20 protein-coding genes are annotated in these 17,743 nt (G+C 64.5%); 12 read left to right on the top strand and 8 right to left on the bottom strand.

The annotated features are described in order from the left end of the window. The 4 genes from AB4Y34_RS38125 to AB4Y34_RS38110 form a co-directional block, all read right to left on the bottom strand. Positions 1 to 158: ATP-binding cassette domain-containing protein (locus tag AB4Y34_RS38125; RefSeq protein WP_368718947.1), on the bottom strand; the 158-nt coding region annotated here is incomplete at its 3' end. Between the two features lie 25 nt (positions 159 to 183). Further along, positions 184 to 1,077 (bottom strand): ABC transporter permease, encoded by an 894-nt coding sequence (locus AB4Y34_RS38120; RefSeq protein WP_176384560.1) that lies wholly within the window; start codon positions 1,075 to 1,077, stop codon positions 184 to 186. Further along, complete coding sequence (locus tag AB4Y34_RS38115; protein WP_368718946.1) at positions 1,074 to 2,057, bottom strand: ABC transporter permease; 984 nt, start codon at positions 2,055 to 2,057, stop codon at positions 1,074 to 1,076. Before AB4Y34_RS38115 ends, AB4Y34_RS38120 begins: the two co-directional genes overlap by 4 nt. Positions 2,058 to 2,062: 5 nt before the next feature. Further along, on the bottom strand, positions 2,063 to 3,157 hold the full coding sequence (locus tag AB4Y34_RS38110) for a PotD/PotF family extracellular solute-binding protein (RefSeq protein WP_368718945.1): 1,095 nt from the start codon (positions 3,155 to 3,157) through the stop codon (positions 2,063 to 2,065). 491 nt (positions 3,158 to 3,648) lie between these two features. On the opposite strand from AB4Y34_RS38110, the gene AB4Y34_RS38105 reads away from it, so the two are divergent. Further along, complete coding sequence (locus tag AB4Y34_RS38105) at positions 3,649 to 4,542, top strand: LysR substrate-binding domain-containing protein (protein WP_368718944.1); 894 nt, start codon at positions 3,649 to 3,651, stop codon at positions 4,540 to 4,542. Positions 4,543 to 4,578: 36 nt separating this feature from the next. Here the strand turns inward: AB4Y34_RS38105 and AB4Y34_RS38100 are convergent, their stop codons facing one another. Continuing rightward, positions 4,579 to 5,661, bottom strand: coding sequence for a calcium:proton antiporter (locus AB4Y34_RS38100; protein WP_368718943.1), 1,083 nt, complete (start codon positions 5,659 to 5,661; stop codon positions 4,579 to 4,581). A 298-nt stretch (positions 5,662 to 5,959) separates the two neighbouring features. Then, positions 5,960 to 6,319, bottom strand: coding sequence for a BON domain-containing protein (locus AB4Y34_RS38095; protein ID WP_176384552.1), 360 nt, complete (start codon positions 6,317 to 6,319; stop codon positions 5,960 to 5,962). A 325-nt stretch (positions 6,320 to 6,644) separates the two neighbouring features. Between AB4Y34_RS38095 and AB4Y34_RS38090 the strand changes: the two genes are divergently transcribed. Together AB4Y34_RS38090 and AB4Y34_RS38085 are read left to right on the top strand one after the other, a co-directional pair. Continuing rightward, positions 6,645 to 7,274 (top strand): DNA-3-methyladenine glycosylase, encoded by a 630-nt coding sequence (locus AB4Y34_RS38090; RefSeq protein WP_368718942.1) that lies wholly within the window; start codon positions 6,645 to 6,647, stop codon positions 7,272 to 7,274. Between the two features lie 219 nt (positions 7,275 to 7,493). After that, on the top strand, positions 7,494 to 7,841 hold the full coding sequence (locus tag AB4Y34_RS38085; protein WP_176384547.1) for a DUF4148 domain-containing protein: 348 nt from the start codon (positions 7,494 to 7,496) through the stop codon (positions 7,839 to 7,841). Positions 7,842 to 8,115: 274 nt separating this feature from the next. Here AB4Y34_RS38085 and AB4Y34_RS38080 read toward each other — a convergent pair whose 3' ends face one another. Then, positions 8,116 to 8,568 carry a CBS domain-containing protein gene (locus AB4Y34_RS38080; protein WP_176123078.1) on the bottom strand — a complete coding sequence of 151 codons (453 nt, stop codon included), beginning with the start codon at positions 8,566 to 8,568 and terminating at the stop codon, positions 8,116 to 8,118. 315 nt (positions 8,569 to 8,883) lie between these two features. Here AB4Y34_RS38080 and ribA point away from each other — a divergent pair, with 315 nt between their 5' ends. The 3 genes from ribA (at position 8,884) to AB4Y34_RS38065 (ending at position 11,761) form a co-directional block, all read left to right on the top strand. After that, entirely contained in the window at positions 8,884 to 9,534 is a 651-nt protein-coding gene (ribA, locus tag AB4Y34_RS38075) for a GTP cyclohydrolase II (RefSeq protein ID WP_176123077.1), read from the top strand. A gap of 219 nt (positions 9,535 to 9,753) precedes the next feature. Further along, positions 9,754 to 11,028: a tyrosine-type recombinase/integrase gene (locus tag AB4Y34_RS38070; RefSeq protein ID WP_176384616.1), complete on the top strand. Its 1,275-nt coding sequence runs from the start codon at positions 9,754 to 9,756 to the stop codon at positions 11,026 to 11,028. Between the two features lie 352 nt (positions 11,029 to 11,380). Then, positions 11,381 to 11,761, top strand: a complete 381-nt coding sequence (locus tag AB4Y34_RS38065) for a helix-turn-helix transcriptional regulator (RefSeq protein WP_368718941.1) — start codon at positions 11,381 to 11,383, stop codon at positions 11,759 to 11,761. 244 nt (positions 11,762 to 12,005) lie between these two features. Here the strand turns inward: AB4Y34_RS38065 and AB4Y34_RS38060 are convergent, their stop codons facing one another. Continuing rightward, positions 12,006 to 12,263, bottom strand: coding sequence for a cytochrome b/b6 domain-containing protein (locus tag AB4Y34_RS38060; protein ID WP_368718940.1), 258 nt, complete (start codon positions 12,261 to 12,263; stop codon positions 12,006 to 12,008). A 99-nt stretch (positions 12,264 to 12,362) separates the two neighbouring features. Here AB4Y34_RS38060 and AB4Y34_RS38055 point away from each other — a divergent pair, with 99 nt between their 5' ends. From AB4Y34_RS38055 to AB4Y34_RS38030, 6 genes are all read left to right on the top strand, one after another. Further along, positions 12,363 to 12,536 carry a hypothetical protein gene (locus AB4Y34_RS38055; protein ID WP_176384545.1) on the top strand — a complete coding sequence of 58 codons (174 nt, stop codon included), beginning with the start codon at positions 12,363 to 12,365 and terminating at the stop codon, positions 12,534 to 12,536. A gap of 103 nt (positions 12,537 to 12,639) precedes the next feature. Continuing rightward, positions 12,640 to 13,572 (top strand): LysR family transcriptional regulator, encoded by a 933-nt coding sequence (locus AB4Y34_RS38050; RefSeq protein ID WP_368718939.1) that lies wholly within the window; start codon positions 12,640 to 12,642, stop codon positions 13,570 to 13,572. 119 nt (positions 13,573 to 13,691) lie between these two features. After that, on the top strand, positions 13,692 to 14,900 hold the full coding sequence (locus tag AB4Y34_RS38045) for a YbfB/YjiJ family MFS transporter (RefSeq protein WP_176384543.1): 1,209 nt from the start codon (positions 13,692 to 13,694) through the stop codon (positions 14,898 to 14,900). Continuing rightward, positions 14,897 to 16,180, top strand: coding sequence for an MFS transporter (locus AB4Y34_RS38040; RefSeq protein WP_176384540.1), 1,284 nt, complete (start codon positions 14,897 to 14,899; stop codon positions 16,178 to 16,180). The genes AB4Y34_RS38045 and AB4Y34_RS38040 overlap by 4 nt, the downstream gene beginning before the upstream one ends. 57 nt (positions 16,181 to 16,237) lie before the next feature. Beyond that, on the top strand, positions 16,238 to 17,338 hold the full coding sequence (locus tag AB4Y34_RS38035; RefSeq protein WP_368718938.1) for an NAD(P)H-dependent flavin oxidoreductase: 1,101 nt from the start codon (positions 16,238 to 16,240) through the stop codon (positions 17,336 to 17,338). Positions 17,339 to 17,517: 179 nt separating this feature from the next. After that, positions 17,518 to 17,743: LysR family transcriptional regulator (locus AB4Y34_RS38030; protein WP_368718937.1), on the top strand; the 226-nt coding region annotated here is incomplete at its 3' end.

Here is a 17,743-nt window from a genome sequence, read left to right as displayed (position 1 = left end):
TCGAGCCCGGCGATCATCCGCAGCAGCGTGGTCTTGCCGCAGCCTGACGGGCCGAGGAAGCAGACGAGCTTGCCGTCGGGCACGCTCAGGTCGACGTCGTCGACGGCATGCACGGCGCCGAAGCGCCGCGTGACGGCTTGCAAGGTCAGATGGGTCATCGCAGGCTCCAGCAAGGTGGCGGGTTCACAGCGCGACGCCTTCGTCGCCGATCAGCTTTTCCAGCAGCCAGATCAGCGCGAAGTCGATCGCGACGATGACCACCGCGAAACAGAACACGGTCGGATCGAGCGACGACACCGTGCGGCTATAGAGCCACACGGGTAGCGTCATCGTGTCGATGCTATACAGGAAGAACGTGACCGTGAACTCGTTGAACGACACGATGAACGCGAACAGCATGCCGGCGAGAATGCCGGGGCGCATCAGCGGCAGCACCACGTCGACGAGCGCGCGGCCGGGGTTCGCGCCCATCACGAGCGCGGCTTCCTCGAACTCGGGGCCGATCGATGCGACCGACGCCGCGCAGTTCTTCACCGTGAACGGCAGCGCCAGGATCACATGCGCGACGATCAGCCGGCCGACGCCCAGCTCGACCGGCAGCACGTTGAACACCAGCAGCAGCGACAGGCCGAGCATCACGAGCGGATAGACGAGCGGCAGCGCGACCAGCTGCTCGACCGCCGGCTTGCCGCGAAAACGGTAGCGCGACAGTGCATACGCGGCGGGCACGGAGACCAGCGTCGCGATCAGCATCGTCGATAGCGCGACGATGAGGCTCGTGATCAGCGCGGCGCCCATCGACAGCGTATCGGTCGCGTCCGGCGACACGAAGCTGTGCCACGCCGCGCGATACCAGTGCAGGCTGTACGCGTGCGGCGGGAATTCGAGCGTGTCGGCCGCGCTGAACGACATCGCGATCATCGTCAGGATCGGCAGCGCGGCGAGAAACAGCACGACGCCGGCCACGAGCGCGGTTGCGCGGCGGAGCTGGCCGGGCATCGTATCGGGCAGGCGCGGGAAGCGCGGCGAACGAGGTTCGGTGCGCGGCAGGCGCGAAGCTGGCAGCGGCGTGCTCATGCGTGAGGCTCCCCGGTCAGACGTTGGGTGCGGCGCACGAGCCGTTGCGAGAGCGCCATCACGGCGAGCGTCGCGACCATCAGCACGACGCCCGCAGCGGAGGCTGCCGGCCAGTTCAACAGCGGCGCGACCTGATCGTGCACGAGCACGGCGAGCATCGGCACGCGCCGGCCGCCGAGCAGCAGCGGCACCGCGAACGCGCTCGCGTTATACGCGAACACCAGCAGCGCACCCGACACGAGGCCCGGCATCGCGAGCGGCAACAGCACGTGGCGCAGCGTTTGCCAACGCGTTGCGCCGAGCGTCGCGGCGGCTTCCTCGTACGAGATCGACACCGCACGCATCGCGCTGGACAGCGGCAGAACGGCGAGCGGAAACGCGGTCTGGATCAGCCCCAGCAGTACGCCATGCTCGCGATACAGCCACATGACCGGACGCTCGACGAGCCCGCTCGCGAGCAGCGCGTGATTGAGCAGGCCCGCCGGGCCGAGGATCACCAGCCAGCCATAGCCTTGCAGCAGCAGATTGACCAGCAGTGGCAGTAGCACACCCGCGAGCAGCAGCCGGCGCGCGAGCCGCGAGGTCGTGCGCGCCATCGCGAGCGCAACCGGAATCGCGAGCACGACCGCGCACAGCATGCTCTGGAACGCGAGCCGCAGCGTCAGCCACAACGACTTCAGGAAGTAGCCGTCGAGCAGGTCCGCGTAGTTCTGCAGCGTGAAGCTGCGCCATTCGTTGCCGGACGTGCCGAAGCTCATGCGCAGCACGACCAGCGCGGCCGCGCCGAGGATCGCCAGAAACACCAGGATCGGCGCGAGCAGCAGCCACGGCCGGGCTTTCGCGAGCGTCGTTGCGCCGCCAGCTGGGGCGGTCAAGGCAGTCTCGACGACTACGGAAGCGCAGGCAGCGCCGCCGGGCGTCGGACCCGGCGCCGCGTCGTCCGGCATCATCGCGGCACGCCGCGGGAAGCGCGCGAGCATCGTGGTTACGCCGAGAAGATTTCGGTGTAGCGCTTGATCCACGCCGGCTGAACGACGGCGAGCGCCTTGTCGTCATGCAGCACGGCTTTCTCGGCGATCTGCTGCGGGCTCGGCACGAACGCGCGGCTCTCGGCCGGAATCATCGCTTTCGAATTGACCGGGCCGTTCAGCACGTCGGCGGCCATGCGGCCTTGCACGCCGGCGTCGAGCGAATGATTGATGAACGCGTGGATCAGGTCGCTGTCGCCCGGATGCGCTTTCGGGATCACCGTGAACATCAGCTGCGTCGCGAAGCCTTCCTTCATGCCGTAGGTCACGCCCATCTTGTACTCGGGCTTGCGGATCTGGTCCGGGAAAAACGCCGGCGAGTAGATGCCGCCGATGTCGAGCGAGCCGGTGCGGAACAGGTCGGCCACCTGGTTCGGGTTCTCGCCGAGCGTCATCACATGGTCTTTCAGTTGCGCGAGCTTCCTGAAGCCGGGCTCGATGTTCTGCTGCGAGCCGCCGTTCATCTTCGCGGCGATGATCGCGAGGTCGACCGCTTCGGCCCACTCGGGCGGCGGCAGGAATACGCGACCGCCGTATTTCGGGTCCCACAGTGCCTCGTAAGACGAAGGCGGCGTCTTGACGGTCGCGGTGTTGTAGATGAGGCCGTCGGACCACAGCAGATAGCCGACGCCGAAGCCGTTCGCGCCGGTGCGGTACTGCGGCGCGACGTCTTTCAGGTTCGGCAGGCGGTCGAGATCGGGCTTCATCAGCAGGCCCGCGTCGGCGAGGCCGGATGCGCCGACGCCGGCGAGCGTGATTACGTCGTAGGTCGGGCGCTCGCCCGCCGCCTTGACTTTGGCGACCATGCCGGAGGTGCCGTCGGCGCGATCGGCGATCACCTTCGCGCCGGTCTTCGCGGTGAAGGTCGCGGCGATGTTGCGCAGCGCGGCCGTGCCGGTATCGTCGGACCATGTCAGGATGCGCAGCGTCTTGCCGCTGAAGTTGTGCTCCTGTGCGCGCAGATTGAGGAACGGCATCGGCAGAGCGGATGCCGCGAGCGCCGTACCGATCGTCTTGATGACCTGCCTTCTACCGCGTTTGATCTGCTGCATGACGGTCTCCTGTGATGAACGCCCGTTGCCCATGAATCGCTATGACCGCTGCCGGATGAACCGTGCGTGGAGGCACTGTAGGTTTGCCAAAATCACGCAACAATCGAAATATGCGCATGGGTGGCATGACCTGCGCTCATGGCTCGCGGTGCGCGGGCGCGGCGGCGCGCGGTTCAGCGACGCGACAGGAGACTATGGGCGACGGTGCATGCGGGTTAACGACCATCTCTGACCGGTGAATACGGGGTGTATCGAGGTATGAGGAAAGCTCGGTTCTGGTGCGGGTGCCGCAGGTCTTTCGCACCACCGCGGTGCGACATCGGCCGGAACGCGCATTGTTCGGGCGCCATGAGCCGAACGCATGCGGGTTCGCCCGCGCGCCGGCTCGTGCGCGCGCGGCCGATCGCGTATGCTTTGGGCATTACGGGCAGGGCGGCGACGGGCGCTGCCGCAGCCGCGCAATGATTTTTTCTGATCTAGGACGACATCCCATGCGACGTCTACCGCCGCTCAACGCGCTGCAGATTTTCGAAACCGTCGCGCGGCATCGCAGCTTCACGCGTGCCGCCGACCATCTGTGCCTGACGCAAGGCGCGGTCAGCCGGCAGATCATCGCGCTCGAGGAGTACTACAAGTTTCCGCTGTTCAAGCGTCACGCCAAGGGGCTGACGCTGACCGCCGAGGGCGAAATGCTGCTGCCGACGGTCAAGGAGAGCTTCGCGCGGATCGAGGAAATGTCGCTGCGCCTGACGAGGCAGCGCACCGATCTCGCGCTGAAGGTGCCGACCTGCGTGATGCGCTGGATGCTGCCGAAGATCATGCGCTTCCAATCCGAGTATCCCGATCTGCACGTGCAGATCACGACCACCTGGCAGCACGACGTCGATTTCCAGAGCGAGCCGTTCGACGCGGCGATCATCTACGGTTCGTCGCCCGGTGCGGACGTGCAGGCGGTGTCGCTGTTCGAGGAGCGTCTGACGCCGGTCTGCACGCCCGAGCTGCTGAAGGACAAGCCGCTCGCGCAGGTGGCCGATCTCGCGCGGCACACGCTGCTGCATCCGACGCGCGATCACCGCGACTGGAAGATGTGGCTCGCGAAAGTCGCGGAGACCGATGCGACGGGCGCTGCCACGATCGACGCGGAGCTCGGCCCGAGCTTCGATACGCTCGACATGGCGACCAATGCCGCCGCCCAGGGCTTCGGCGTCGCGATCAGCGACCTCGCGCTGATCGACGAGGACGTCGCGGCGCGGCGCCTGATCCGGCCGTTCGACACCGTGCTGAAGACCGGCTGGCGCTATTACTTCGTGTATCCGGACTCGGTCGCGCAACAGCAGAAGCTGAATCTGTTTCGCGACTGGATGGTCGAGCACTGGGAAGAGTGAGTCACCGTCCGCCCCAGCGTCGGATTGGACATCAGATCAAGGCGCGAACGACAAAAACAGATAAGCCGCGAACAGCGATAGATGCACGGCGCCTTGCAGAATCGTCGTGCGGCCGGTGCTGAGCGTCAGTGTGGCGACCACCAGCGTCAGCGCGAGCAGCACCATGTCCTTGCCGTTGATGCCGAGCACGATGGGCTGACCGATATACAGGAACACCCCGGCGACGGTGGGAATGGTCAGGCCGATACTCGCCAGCGCCGAGCCGAGCGCGAGGTTCAGGCTAGTCTGCAGACGATCGGCGCGCGCTGCGCGCAGCGCCGCGAGTCCTTCCGGCAATAGCACCAGCGACGCAATCACGATGCCGACCACCGCCGGCGGCGCGCCCGCGCCGAGCACCGCGGATTCGACCACCGGCGACAGCACTTTCGCGAGCAGCACGACCGCGACGAGACTCACCAGCAGCAGCACGCCGCTGATGGCTGCGAGGCGCGCGCCCGGCGGCTCGGCATGGACGTCTTCGTCGGGCACGCCGGCGAGGAAGTAGTCGCGATGGCGCACCGTCTGCACGAACACGAACACGCAGTACAGCACCAGCGACGACACACCGGCAAACGCGAGCTGCGGCGGCGACAGGACCGGCCCGGGGCTGGTGGTCGTGAAGTTCGGCATCACGAGCGTCAGCACCGACAGCGATGCGAGCACCGCCAGCGCGACCGCCGCGCCGCGGCTCTGGAAGTCCTGTTCCAGATGGCGGATGCCGCCCGCCAGCAGACATAGCCCGACGAGCCCGTTGCAGACGATCATCACGGCCGCGAATACCGTATCGCGCGCGAGGCCGGCTTTCTCGGGACCGGACGTCAGCATCACCGAGACGATCAGCGCCACTTCGATCACGGTGACGGCGATCGCGAGCACCAGCGTGCCAAACGGCTCGCCGACGCGATGCGCGACCACTTCGGCATGATGGACGGCGGCAAACACGGCCGCGCACAGCGACACGCCGACCAGCGCGAGCAGCAGCGCATTGCCCGGGATCGCATAGGCGGCACCGAGCACGATCCAGCTAATGACTGGCGCGACGAGGGTCCAACGGGGCAAGACGGTCACCGGCGAAGTCATGCGGCCTTCCTTTCGGTGCGTGTATGAACTTGAAGTTATATCTTAAGGATCGACCTTAAGCTATTCAATTATAAGGGAAAAGCTGTCCCAATAAACCCGCGCTGCACGGACTCGTCCGTTCAACATATCGCGGTTTCGAGGGCGCGGGGAAATCGTCGCGTCGGGCGGTGCTAGGGCTGCACCGGGGGTAATCGTGTCGAGCGACGGATCGGAGGGGAAATTGGCGTCGCGACGGAGCTTTCCGCCATCGACGCCAGCTTGCTGCTTTTACCGCAACTTCTTCGGCTGGTTCACCGGCTTACTGGCCAATTGCGCGGATCGACAGTGCGCTCTTCACCGACGTCACGCCATCCACGCCTTGAGCGGCGTTCGTCGCGATTTCGATCTGAGCCTGCTCCGGCACCGAACCTTCCAGCGTGACGGCGCCGTTGCGTGCGCGCACGGTGATGTTGCCGACGGTCAGGCCCTTCGTACGTGCGAGCTTCGCGCGGACCTTCTTCTGCAGAGCGCGATTAGCCTGTTTATCCTGCTTGGTGGTCGGTGCCGCTGCCGCCGGCGCTTCGGTCGCGGCCGCATCGCTGCTTTGCGCGTACGCGTTGAGGGAAGCGAGAACGACCAGCGCGCCGCCGATCACCTTGATTGCCGAGAATGCTTTCATTCAACCATCTCCTATTGTCGTAGAACGTCGATCCCCCGGATGGGGTCGATTTTTTTTACACCAGCGGGTACAGCGGGATTCAATGCGAATGAAACAGGTACAGCAGCCATGCGAACACTTTCAGCCGACACGGATGTTTCCGCGAGCCGCGAAGTGCGCGCCAAAACATGCAAACGGCCGTGTGACCGGCCGGAAGCACACGATACAGCAATTGGTGCCATGTTGACTTGCCGGCGCAGAAAATGAGGCGTCGGTACAACGAATTTGTAGATCGCAACCGGTCTATGACGTGGGATTTCAGCACCGGCTTAAGGACATCCAGCCCATGCGAAACGAAGCTCTTCCGATCCGACCATTACACCGCGACGATCTGCCCGTCGATACGGTCGAACTCGCGCGCTTCATGGTCGGCAAATATCTCGTGCACGATCTGCCCGAAGGACGCCTGAGCGGCCGCATCGTCGAAACCGAGGCCTATCCGCTCGGCGATTCGACGAGCCACGCGTTTATCGGAAGGCGTCCGTACAACGGCTCGATGTTTCTCGCGCGCGGTCATGCCTACGTGCGGCTGACCTATGGCGTGTCGTACATGCTGAACATGTCGTCCGAAGCGGAGGAGGTCGGCGCCGGCATTCTGCTGCGCGCGATCGAACCGCTCGAAGGACTCGCGCTGATGGAAGCGCGCCGCCCCGGCGTGCCGCTGCGCGATCTCGCCCGCGGACCCGGCCGGCTGACAGTGGCATTCGGCATCGGCCAGGCGTTCGACGGCCACGATCTGTGTACGGGGCGCGGGCTATGGATCGGCGTGATCGAAACCGGCGACGCACCGGTCGGCGTGACGACGCGCATTGGCCTTTCGCGCGAGATGCACCGGCCGCTGCGGTTTTTCGAGCCGGGCAGCGCGTTCGTCAGCGGCCCGCGCAAACTACTGACGATTCCGCATTCGGGCGCATGATATTTCGGCCGCGCCCGGAATGTTCCGGACAATTGTTGCCCGGAACATCATGCGGGGCGCATCGACTCCGAGATATTCCACGACATTGTTGCGATCAGCACAATTTTATATCTCACAATTAAGGGTTTTCCCTTGCTCATGCGGTGACTAGACTGAACTTGTTCGCTGCACACCACGGTGTCGGCGATGCAGAGAAAACCACATTGGAGGGAAGTCATCATGAAATCGCTGATCAAGGCAGTTGCCATTGCAGCCATTGCCGCCGCGCCGATCGTATCGTTCGCGCAATCGAACCAGCAGCCGGTCACCCGCGCCCAGGTTCGCAACGAACTGATCCAACTGGAGCGCGCGGGCTATAACCCGTCGACCTCGAACGACACGGAATATCCGGCCGACATCCAGGCCGCCGAACAGCGCGTGCAAGCGCAAAATCCGGCCGTCGCGCAAACCCAGCCGACCGCGAATACCAGCGGTTACGGCGCGCCGATGAGCGGAGCGACGCAAGCGGGTCGTCCGACCCAGCCGCAGCCGACGAGCGGCCCGAAGAGCGTGTATTTCGGCAACTAATTTCCCTAACCGGTAACCACGCACGCAGCACCACGCTGTGCGCCGCTTTCGCGGGCGCACAGCGTTTCGTACCAGGTACTGTTTAAATCAAGCGCGCCGCACCCATTCGCCAGCGAGCGTGTGATCCGTGCGCGGGTTGCGTTCCTCTTTCCGAAGGAACCTCCGCTGCCGCAAGGTAGCTTGGCCCAAGCTCTTCCTGGCTTGGGCCTTTTTTGCGGCCGGTCCCGAGCGGATGAACGCCAGGCGATCGCTCGGCGAAGCTCGTGCTTCAGCGTCATTCGCCGTGGAGTCGTTCGCCGTGAATATAGAACTCGAGTTGCTGGATGGTGAACTGCTGTTCCGCGATGATGTCCTTCACGAGGTCCCCAATCGACACCATGCCGATCAGCCGGTCGTTCTCGATGACAGGCAGGTGACGCATGCGCCGCTCGGTCATCAGCGCCATGCACTCTTCGGTCGTCTGGTCGGGGCGAACGAAGCGCACCGCCTTCGTCATGATGTCGCGTACCGGCGTCGCCTTCGACGACCGGTCCATCAGCACCACCTTGCGGGCATAGTCGCGCTCCGTGATGATGCCGGCGATGCTGTCGCCGTCGGTCACTACCAGCGCTCCGATACCCTTCTCGGCCATCAACCGGATCGCCTCATAGACGGAGTCGTCGGCGCCAATCGTGTAGACGTTGGAGGGGTTCGGTTTCGTTTTGAGAAGCTGTGCAACGCTTGACATGGAACGGCTCCGTTTCGCAATGCAGCACGCCGAAGTGGCGCGCTGTCGTGAGGGACAGGCGATTCCAGTATAGGCGCGAGGTTCGCCCGCGGTACACCGGGAATACCTCTGGCACGCCGGACGATGTGCGCTGGTTCGGCCAGATTCGCACGGACTTGCCGGTCCCGTCGTGGGGCGCCAGCCGTTGTCGCGGGGGGGCTGCGTTCCGTGCTCGCGAAGGGGCATCCGGGTGCGGCATGCGGATTAGCGGTAAACTCGCAGTCCACACCTTATCCCCGGCTCGCCGGGTTCATGCCTGCACCATTGCTTAACGCCATGCTCACGTCTCAGGATTCATCGCCCGCAGCGGACGGCGCCGTCACCGGCGAATGCGTCGTTCTCGACGCCACCGCCACGCTACCCACGCGCTATGGCACGTTCACTTCCTATGTGTTTCGCGTGCTCGAAAGCGGCGCCGAACATCTCGCGCTCGTAATGGGCGATGTCGCCAACCAGTCGTCCGTGCTGACGCGCCTGCATTCGGAATGTCTGACGGGCGACGTGCTCGGCTCCTATCGCTGCGACTGCGGCGAGCAACTAGACCTCGCGCTGCGCTATATCGCGGCTGAGGGATGCGGCGTGCTGCTGTATCTGCGCGGCCACGAAGGACGCGGCATCGGCCTGTCGAACAAGATCCGCGCGTATGCGTTGCAGGAGCAGGGGCGCGATACCGTCGAAGCCAACCTCGATCTCGGCCTGCCCGACGATTCACGCGAATACGATTCGGCCGCGGGCATCCTGCGCACGCTGAAGGTCACGTCGGTGCGGCTGATGAGCAACAATCCCGAGAAGTTCGACACGCTGTCGAAGCACGGCATTCCGGTGTGCGAGCGTGTCGCGCTCGCGATTCCGATGCGCGAGGAAAACGAGCGCTATATCCGCACGAAGCAGCTGAAGTTCGGGCATTACTTCGACGAGAACGAATAGTAGCAAGTCGAGACCTGTCCGGGTTCGTCCATAGTGAGCCAATGGATGCTTCAAGTATCTGAATAAAAAAGAAAAAATATCGGAATAACTCGCTCAATTGGCACATCAACGCTTTTCTGTGTGCGACTAAACTCGCTACCTTGGCGTAGGTTTTTGCTGCATTGTGCTGCAAACCTACGCCGAGTATGCTTCTCTCAGAAAAACTACGCCGAGGGAAGTATGCGCTTTGATGCACGTGTCGCAGCTAAGCTGCCCAGTGGCGAGCACATGACCTTTGAGGGGTTTTCAGGACTAAGACTCCAAGCTTCGGCGAGCCGCAAATCGTGGACGTACCGCTACAAGTCGCCAATCGACAGCCGCATGCGGCAAGTGAAGCTTGGTGAATGGCCGGCAATGTCGTTTGCCGCAGCTATCGCTGCGTGGGAGAAGAGTCGTATCGAGAGGGACTCCGGTGCGGAACTCTCCGCGCTGCGTCGAAAGCAGGAAAATGAGGCCAATCGCCCATCGCCAGGTGATTACACCGTTAGACAGTTGTGCCACGACTATCTGCAGGGATATGTAGAGCTCAATCGAAAGGCAAAGGGCGCGACCGAGGTCGCACGTATATTCAGGGCGATGTTAGGGCCGGTTGCGGATACGCGTGCAATTGCTGTCACGCGCGCCCAGGCTTTCGATTTCCTGGAGTCATATCGTTCGACGCCTGTTCTCGCTGCACGCCTTCGCATGGAGCTCGGTAATGCCTGGCGTTACGCGCTAGATGCCGGTCGTCTTCCTGAAAACACCGCGAATTGGTGGAAGGAAGTTCTACGAGGGCAACTGAAGAGCAAAGGGCGCAAGATTGAAGGCAAATACACCGGGACACAGAAAAGGGTGCTATCGGTAGACGAGCTCGGCACATTGATTCGGTGGTTGCCGAATTTCAGTCTGACTGTCGCTGATGCGTTGACGCTCTACCTCTGGACAGGCACGCGGGGAGGCGAGATCGTCAGTATGGAGAGCACGGAGATCGCAGACGAAGGCGACGGTCTTTGGTGGACGATCCCCAAGCAAAAGACCAAAGTGCTACATAACGAGAAAGCAACGGATCTGCGCGTGCCGCTCATAGGCCGCGCCGAAGTAATCGTGCGGCGACGCCTCGATCAGGCCAAGGGAACGGTCCTATTTCCTTCCTCGCGTGGGGTGGCGATGGATCAGACCGTGGTCCAGCACGGCGTCTACTACCATCAGCCGTACTGCAAGATTGCTCCGAACCATGATCGGCCTCGTTTACCCGTCACGCATTGGTCAGCTCATGATCTTCGACGCACAACCCGGACGCTGCTTGCGACCCTTGGATGCCCAAACGAAATTGCCGAGGCAGTCCTCGGGCATGTTCAGCCTGGCATCATCGGCGTCTATAACCGCCATACCTACGACAGCGAGCGTCGCGAATGGCTGGGGCAACTGTCACATCGCCTGGAAGCGATTGCGGCGGCATATCCCCCAAAGAAGTAGCACGCATGTAACCATTGCGCGGGTGTTCGGCAGTGGGGCGAGATCAGATATCAACGGGGCGTCGCGTGAAGCATTCCACTTCCCGTTACACCGGCCGGATCCAATCTCCATCGAACTTCAAATGAGAAGGATCAACGCTAAGCAGCAGGCATTGAGAAGTTTCCGGCTCAGCGTCGTCTAGCAAGCGGCTCTCTGCGGAACTTTCCGGAAGCGCATCGCTTGGTGGCTGCGCTGGCAAACAGAATTTTCTTTCTCTGAGGGCGTTTGCCACAATTAGTGCCGCCAATTAAATTCCGATGTACGTGCTCAACCGTAACGATGAATCGCTCGCAGATCAATCCTCCGTTCGTTCATGTTGACGACGCCTCAGTGCAGTCCGGAACCAACGGTAACAGACGAAGGTAAAGTCGCAATGAAGATCTGTCTCTCTCTAAAAGAAGTGGCAGAGGCACTCTCTCTGTCACCGACGACCGTACAGCAACTGGTACGCGAGAAAACGTTCCCCGAACCACGATTGCTTTCCGGCCGAAGGGTGGGATGGCTCGCACATGAGGTTCAGAACTGGGCTGACGCACGCCCGATCGCCAAGCTACTGCCGCCAGAGAATTCAGGCGCTAAGAAGCGGCAAGTCCCTCGAGACGTGAGCGGCCGAAATAAAGACGATTTGGACTCCATGGCGAGAACTGCGGCGACAAGTGACGCGGCCATTCGGACGCCCGCGAGAGTGCTTTGAGTTCTGGAGATCTATTGTGGGGATGACAAATTGGGGCGACCCAGCAGTAGATAAGCGGAGAAGGAATCGGCCAGATGAACAGACAAGATGTCGGCGCCAAACGCGTGGTGCTGCACAGCGGCTTTTTCCGCTTCTCGGAGTGATCGACGAAGCGGACGCTTTGAAAAAAGGACATCGACGTTCAGATCGACGCGCGCGTCGATTGTCTGTCGATCGACTGAGCGCGCGGTCTGCCGGCAGTGAACTACGTGCCGCCCGGCTTGCCGGGCAGCACGCGCTTGAATGCCTCATCGCGCAGCACGTAATGATGAAGCAGCGCGGCGGCGGCATGCACCGCAGCGATGACGATGATGGCCCAGCCGACGAGATCGTGCGCCTCGCCGATAGAATGAGGCGTGGCCTTGCTGGTCGGCGCGAACGGAGCGGGAATCAGCAGCCCGAAAAAGCTCATCGATTCGTTGCCGGACCAGCACAGCACGAAACCCAACACCGCTTCGGCCACAGCAGTGCGTACAGAAGATAATGGATGCCTTTGGCGCCCGACTCGATCCATCCCACGGCGGACACGGGACTATGATGTCCGGGTATCAGCCGTTATCGGATGCGCACGATCAAGACGGCCAACAGCACCCAGTACGACGCTTTCTCGATCCTGTTGGATCACGGCCATTCTGGTGGTGTGATGCGTTTCGAGTGCGTCGTCGTCGACGCGACGGGGGGTTCAATGCGACCCGCCATCGTTCTTTTGCCGCAAGCCTGTGGCCGGCTCCTCTGACGTTGGTCGTCTTCCGCTAAGATCGTCGCGGGATTAACCGACCCACACGACGGCGGCACCATCAAGTGCCACGCCTAAGCGCAAGTTCACCACCCAACACGCCATGGACCGTATCGACGCCATGAAGGTCTTCGTCGCCACGCTCGACGAGGGAAGTCTAGCAGGCGCAGGCCGCCGGCTCGGCCGCTCGCCGGCGGCGGTGAGCCGGGCCATCGCGTTTCTGGAGACCCACACGGGCACGCCGCTGCTACACCGCACCACGCGCACGATCCGGTTGAGCGAGGCGGGCGAGCGCTATGCGCTCGCGTGCCGGCGCATTCTCGCGGACCTCGAGGAGGCGGACCTGCTCGCCGCCGAGGAGCGCTCCGCGCCGCGCGGCCTGCTCGGCGTGACGGCGGCGATCGCAGTGGGCGAGGAGGTGCTGCGCCCGATCGTCGATTCGTTTCTCGATCGCCATCCGCAGGCGTCGATCCGCCTGCATCTGCTCGACCGGCCCGTGAGCCTGATCGACGAAGGCATCGACGTGGCGTTGCGCATCGCGCATCTGCAGGACTCGACGCTCGTCGCCATTCCGGTGGGCGAGGTGAGGCGGGTGGTGGTCGCGTCGCCCGACTATCTTGCCACGCATCCGGCCATCGTCGCGCCCGCCGATCTCGCCAGCCATCCGATCATCTCGATGACGCATTTCGGGCTCGATTCATGGAGCTTTCCGGCGACCCGTCAAACGGCGCTGCCGCAGGTCGTGCGGTTCACGCCGCGCGTCATCGTCAACACGATTCGCGCGGCGCGGGCTTCGGCCGTGGAGGGGCGCGGGCTCACACGGCTCTTTTCCTATCACGTGGCAGATCACGTCAAGGCCGGCGCGCTGAAAATCGTGCTGCGCGACAGCGAGCACACGCCGCTGCCCGTGAATCTGGTGACGCCGCACGGCCGCCTTGCCGTGCCCAAGGTGCGCAGTTTCGTCGATTTCGCCGCGCCGCTGCTGCGCGAGTATTTCGAACAGGCGAAGCAGATCACCGACGCCGATCGCCGCTGATTCCATCGCCGCGCGGAAGAATGACTTACGCAGCGCGGCGATTCTCCCGGAATGCGACTCGAGCTAGACTGCTCCCATCTTCATCGGGTGCTTAAGAGCACGGGTCCGCGGGAGTCGTCATGCAGCAAGCCGTCTCGAATCCGGCCGGTCCGGCCGGCTACAACGTCTGGCGGGGCACGCTCGCCGGGGCCAGCGCGAGCCTGACCGGCATCGGTCTCGCGCGGTTTGCCTATACGCCGCTTTTGCCTGCCATCATCGGCGCGCACTGGTTTCCTGCTTCGACCGCCGCCTATCTCGGCGCGGCGAACCTCGGCGGCTATCTGGCCGGCGCGCTGCTGGCCGGTGCGATGGTGCGCGTGGCGAAACCCGCCACCGTGCTGCGCGCGATGATGCTGCTTGCAACCATCGCCTTCGTGGCCTGCGCGGTGCCCGTGTCGTTCCTGTGGTTCTTCATCTGGCGCCTCGCGTCGGGAATTTCGGGCGGCGCGCTGATGGTGCTCGCCGCGCCCACCATCCTTGCGCACGTGCCGGCGGCTCGTCGCGGCTTCGCGAGCGGCGGGATCTTCACCGGCATCGGGCTCGGCATTGCGGCATCGGGCACGATCGTGCCGATCCTGCTGCGTCAGGGACTCACGTGGACGTGGCTCGGGCTCGCGGCCGTTTCGCTCGGGTTGACCGCGGTGGCGTGGAACGGCTGGCCCGAGCACGCGGCACCGGCGCATGTTCATGCGCATTCGCGCTTCGAAACAGCCCCGGCCTATCCGCGCGCCGGCCTGCGCTCGCTCTATGTCGAATATGGCCTGAACGCGGTGGGACTCGTGCCGCACATGCTGTTTCTCGTCGATTTCGTGGCACGCGGGCTGGGGCGCGGCGTCGAGGCGGGCGCTGAATTCTGGGTGCTGTACGGCTTGGGCGCGATCGTCGGGCCGCTCGCGGCGGGGCATCTGGCCGACCGCGCGGGTTTCGGCCGCGCGCTGCGTGTCGCGTATCTGGCGCAGGCCGCTGCGGTCGCGATTCCGGCCGTGGGCTTGTTCGGCGCGGCGGGGTTGATGGTGTCCGCCTTGGTCGTAGGCGCGTTCACGCCGGGCATCGTGCCACTGGCGCTCGGTCGCGTGAACGAACTGCTTGCGCACCATCCGTCCGCGGTCAAGGGCGCGTGGAGCCGCGCGACCACGAGCTTCGCGGTGATGCAGGCGCTGGCGGCCTATGGTCTTTCGTTCGTGTTCTCTTCGAGCGGCGGCAATTATCCGGTGCTCTACGCGATCGGCGCGGTGGCGCTGCTGCTCGCACTCGCGGTCGATCTGCTGGCCGCACGGAGCGCGAAATGAACTCCCCGGTTTCGTCCTCATCGGTGGCGCTCGCGGCGCCGCCTGCGTTGCACGACGCGCGGCCGCGCGGCTACGCGGAGCGCAACGTCCAGTACTGGCGGCGCAATCTCGTCGTTTGCGTGTTCGGCTCGTTCACGACGCTCGTGAGCCTCAGCATGCTGCTGCCGTTCCTGCCGCTCTATGTGCGGCAACTTGGCGTCAGCTCGCAGTCCGCGGTGATCCAGTGGTCGGGCATCGCGTTCGGCGCGACCTTTCTCGGCACCGCGCTCACCGCGCCGCTGTGGGGGCGTCTGGCCGACCGCTTCGGGCGCAAGCCGATGCTCGTGCGCGCGGCGATCGGTATGGCGGTGGTGATGTCGTTGATCGGCGTGGCGCACAATGTGTACGAACTGGTCGCACTGCGTCTGATCGCCGGTCTGGTAGGCGGCTACGCGTCAGCTTCCACGGTGATGGTGGGCACCCAAGCGCCGCGCGAACGCGCGGGTTGGGCGCTCGGCATACTGTCGACGGGCGCGCTCGCGGGCAACCTGGTAGGGCCGCTCGTCGGCGGCGTGCTGCCGGACTGGATCGGCATTCGCGGCACGTTCTTCGCAGGCGGCGCGATGATCGCGGCGGCGGCGCTGCTGACCATCTTCGTGGTGAAGGAAGAGTTTCACCCGGCCAGCGACGGCAAAGCGCGCGCATCCGGCAGCTCGGACGTACCCGTGCGGCGCACCAACTACGCGGTGATCGCGGCGCTGCTCGTCACGGCAATGATGGTGTTGCTCGCCAATATGTCGATCGAGCCGATCATCACCGTGTACATCGGTGATCTCGGCGTGAGCGCGCCGCATCTTGCTCGCGTTGCGGGCGTGGTCATGGCATGCTCGGCGCTCGGGAGCATGCTGACGGCCGCGCGCCTCGGCGCGCTGGCCGACCGCTTCGGGAGCTGGCGCGTGATCGTCGCCTGCCTCGTGCTGACGGGACTGGCAATGGTGCCGCAAGCCTTCGTCACGCAGTGGTGGCAGCTCGCGGGGTTGCGCGTGCTGATGGGTATGACGCTCGCGGGTCTGTTGCCGTCGATCGGCAAGCTCGCGCGGCAGTCGGTGGATGAAAGCAGGACCGGCGGCATGCTCGGCTATCTGCAATCGGCGCAATTCAGCGGCCAGGTGGTGGGCCCGGTGATCGGCGGCGTGATCGGCGTTCACCTCGGGCTGCACGCGGTGTTCTTCGTGACTGGCGCGCTGCTGATCGCCTGCGGCGGGCTCGCGCGCTGGGCGCACCGCCGCACTGGAGCCTGACCGGCTGGCAAGCTGGCAGCCACATTGAACCTCTAACGCATCCGGTGGGAAGGGAACATGAGCACTCAAGCGAACAACCGCGCGTTGTTGCGCACGCTCGGCATCCACAAGCCGATCATTCAGGCGCCGATGGCCGGTGTCACCACACCGGCGCTGGCCGCCGCGGTGTCGAACGCGGGCGGTCTCGGCTCGCTCGGCGTGGCGGCGATGAACTCGGAGAACGCGCGCCGCGCGATCCACCAGACCCGCGAGCTAACGACGAAACCGTTCAACATCAACGTGTTCTGCCATCGCCCGGCAACACCCGATGCGGCCGTCGAGCGTGCATGGCTCGCCTGGCTCGAACCGGTGTTCCGGCAATACGGCGCGACGCCGCCGCAAGCGCTCTCGGAGATCTACACGAGCTTCGTCGTCGACACCGCGATGCAGGCGATGCTGCTCGCGGAGAAGCCGGCCGTCGTCAGCTTCCATTTCGGCTTGCCGCCCGATGCGGTGATCGCGCAACTGAAGCACGCGGGCATCCGTTTGCTCGCGAGCGCGACCAATCTCGACGAAGCGGCGGCGGCCGTCGAGGCAGGCGTGGATGCGATCGTCGCGCAGGGCATCGAGGCGGGCGGTCACCGTGGCGTGTTCGACACCACCGCGCGCGACGAACGCCTCGGCACGTTCGCGCTGACGCGGCTCCTCGCCAGCGAGTTCGACCTGCCGGTGATCGCGGCGGGCGGCATTATGGACGGCGCCGGCATCGCGGCCGCGCTCGCGCTGGGCGCGCAGGCGGCGCAATTGGGCACCGCGTTCGTCGCGTGCCCGGAAACCTCGATCGACGACGCCTATCGCCGCGCGTTGCTCAGCGATGCGGCGCGCTCGACGACGTTCACGTCGGCCATTTCGGGGCGCCTCGCGCGCAGCATCGTCAATCGCTTCACCGCGCTCGGCGAGGACCCGCAGGCCCCGCAAACGCCGTCCTATCCGATCACCTACGACGTCGGCAAGGCACTCAATGCAGCGGCCAAGGCCAAGGGCGAGTTCGGCTACGGCGCGCAATGGGCGGGCCAGGCTGCGCCGCTTGCGCGGTCGTTGGCGGCGGGCGAACTGATGGCGCAGCTGGAGCGCGAAACGCGGGAAAGTATCGAGCGGCTGCAATCGGTGTGGAACTGAGCAGTCGGGCCTCGATGCCTCGCACGCATCGATGGCATCGAAACACGTGGCGCACGCACCTGCCGATGCGGGTGTGGCTTCCGGCGTCAATTGTCGGTCGTCAGTTCCGCGTCCATGCGTTCGCTGCCGCGCGGCCGGGATCGACAGGTTCTTGAGCCAATAGACGAAGGCGGACAGGCATGCAACGCAAATTCGACGATCTGCTGCTCGGCAGCATCGAGCTCTTCTGCCTCGCGGCCGAGCTCGGCAGCTTCACACTGGCGGCCAACGCCGCGAGCGTCACGCCGGCGGCGGTGAGCCGCTCGGTGGCGCGGCTCGAGGAACGGCTCGGCGTGCGCCTGTTCGTGCGCACGACGCGCCAGATCCGTCTGACCGACGCGGGGCGGCGCTACTTCGAGCAGTGCC

Origin of the sequence: Paraburkholderia sp. BR10954 (assembly GCF_040965775.1) — a bacterium.
GTDB classification, from domain to species: Bacteria; Pseudomonadota; Gammaproteobacteria; order Burkholderiales; family Burkholderiaceae; genus Paraburkholderia; species Paraburkholderia youngii.
Note: the sequence above shows the minus strand (reverse complement) of the source record. Positions and strands in the feature narration are given on the sequence as shown.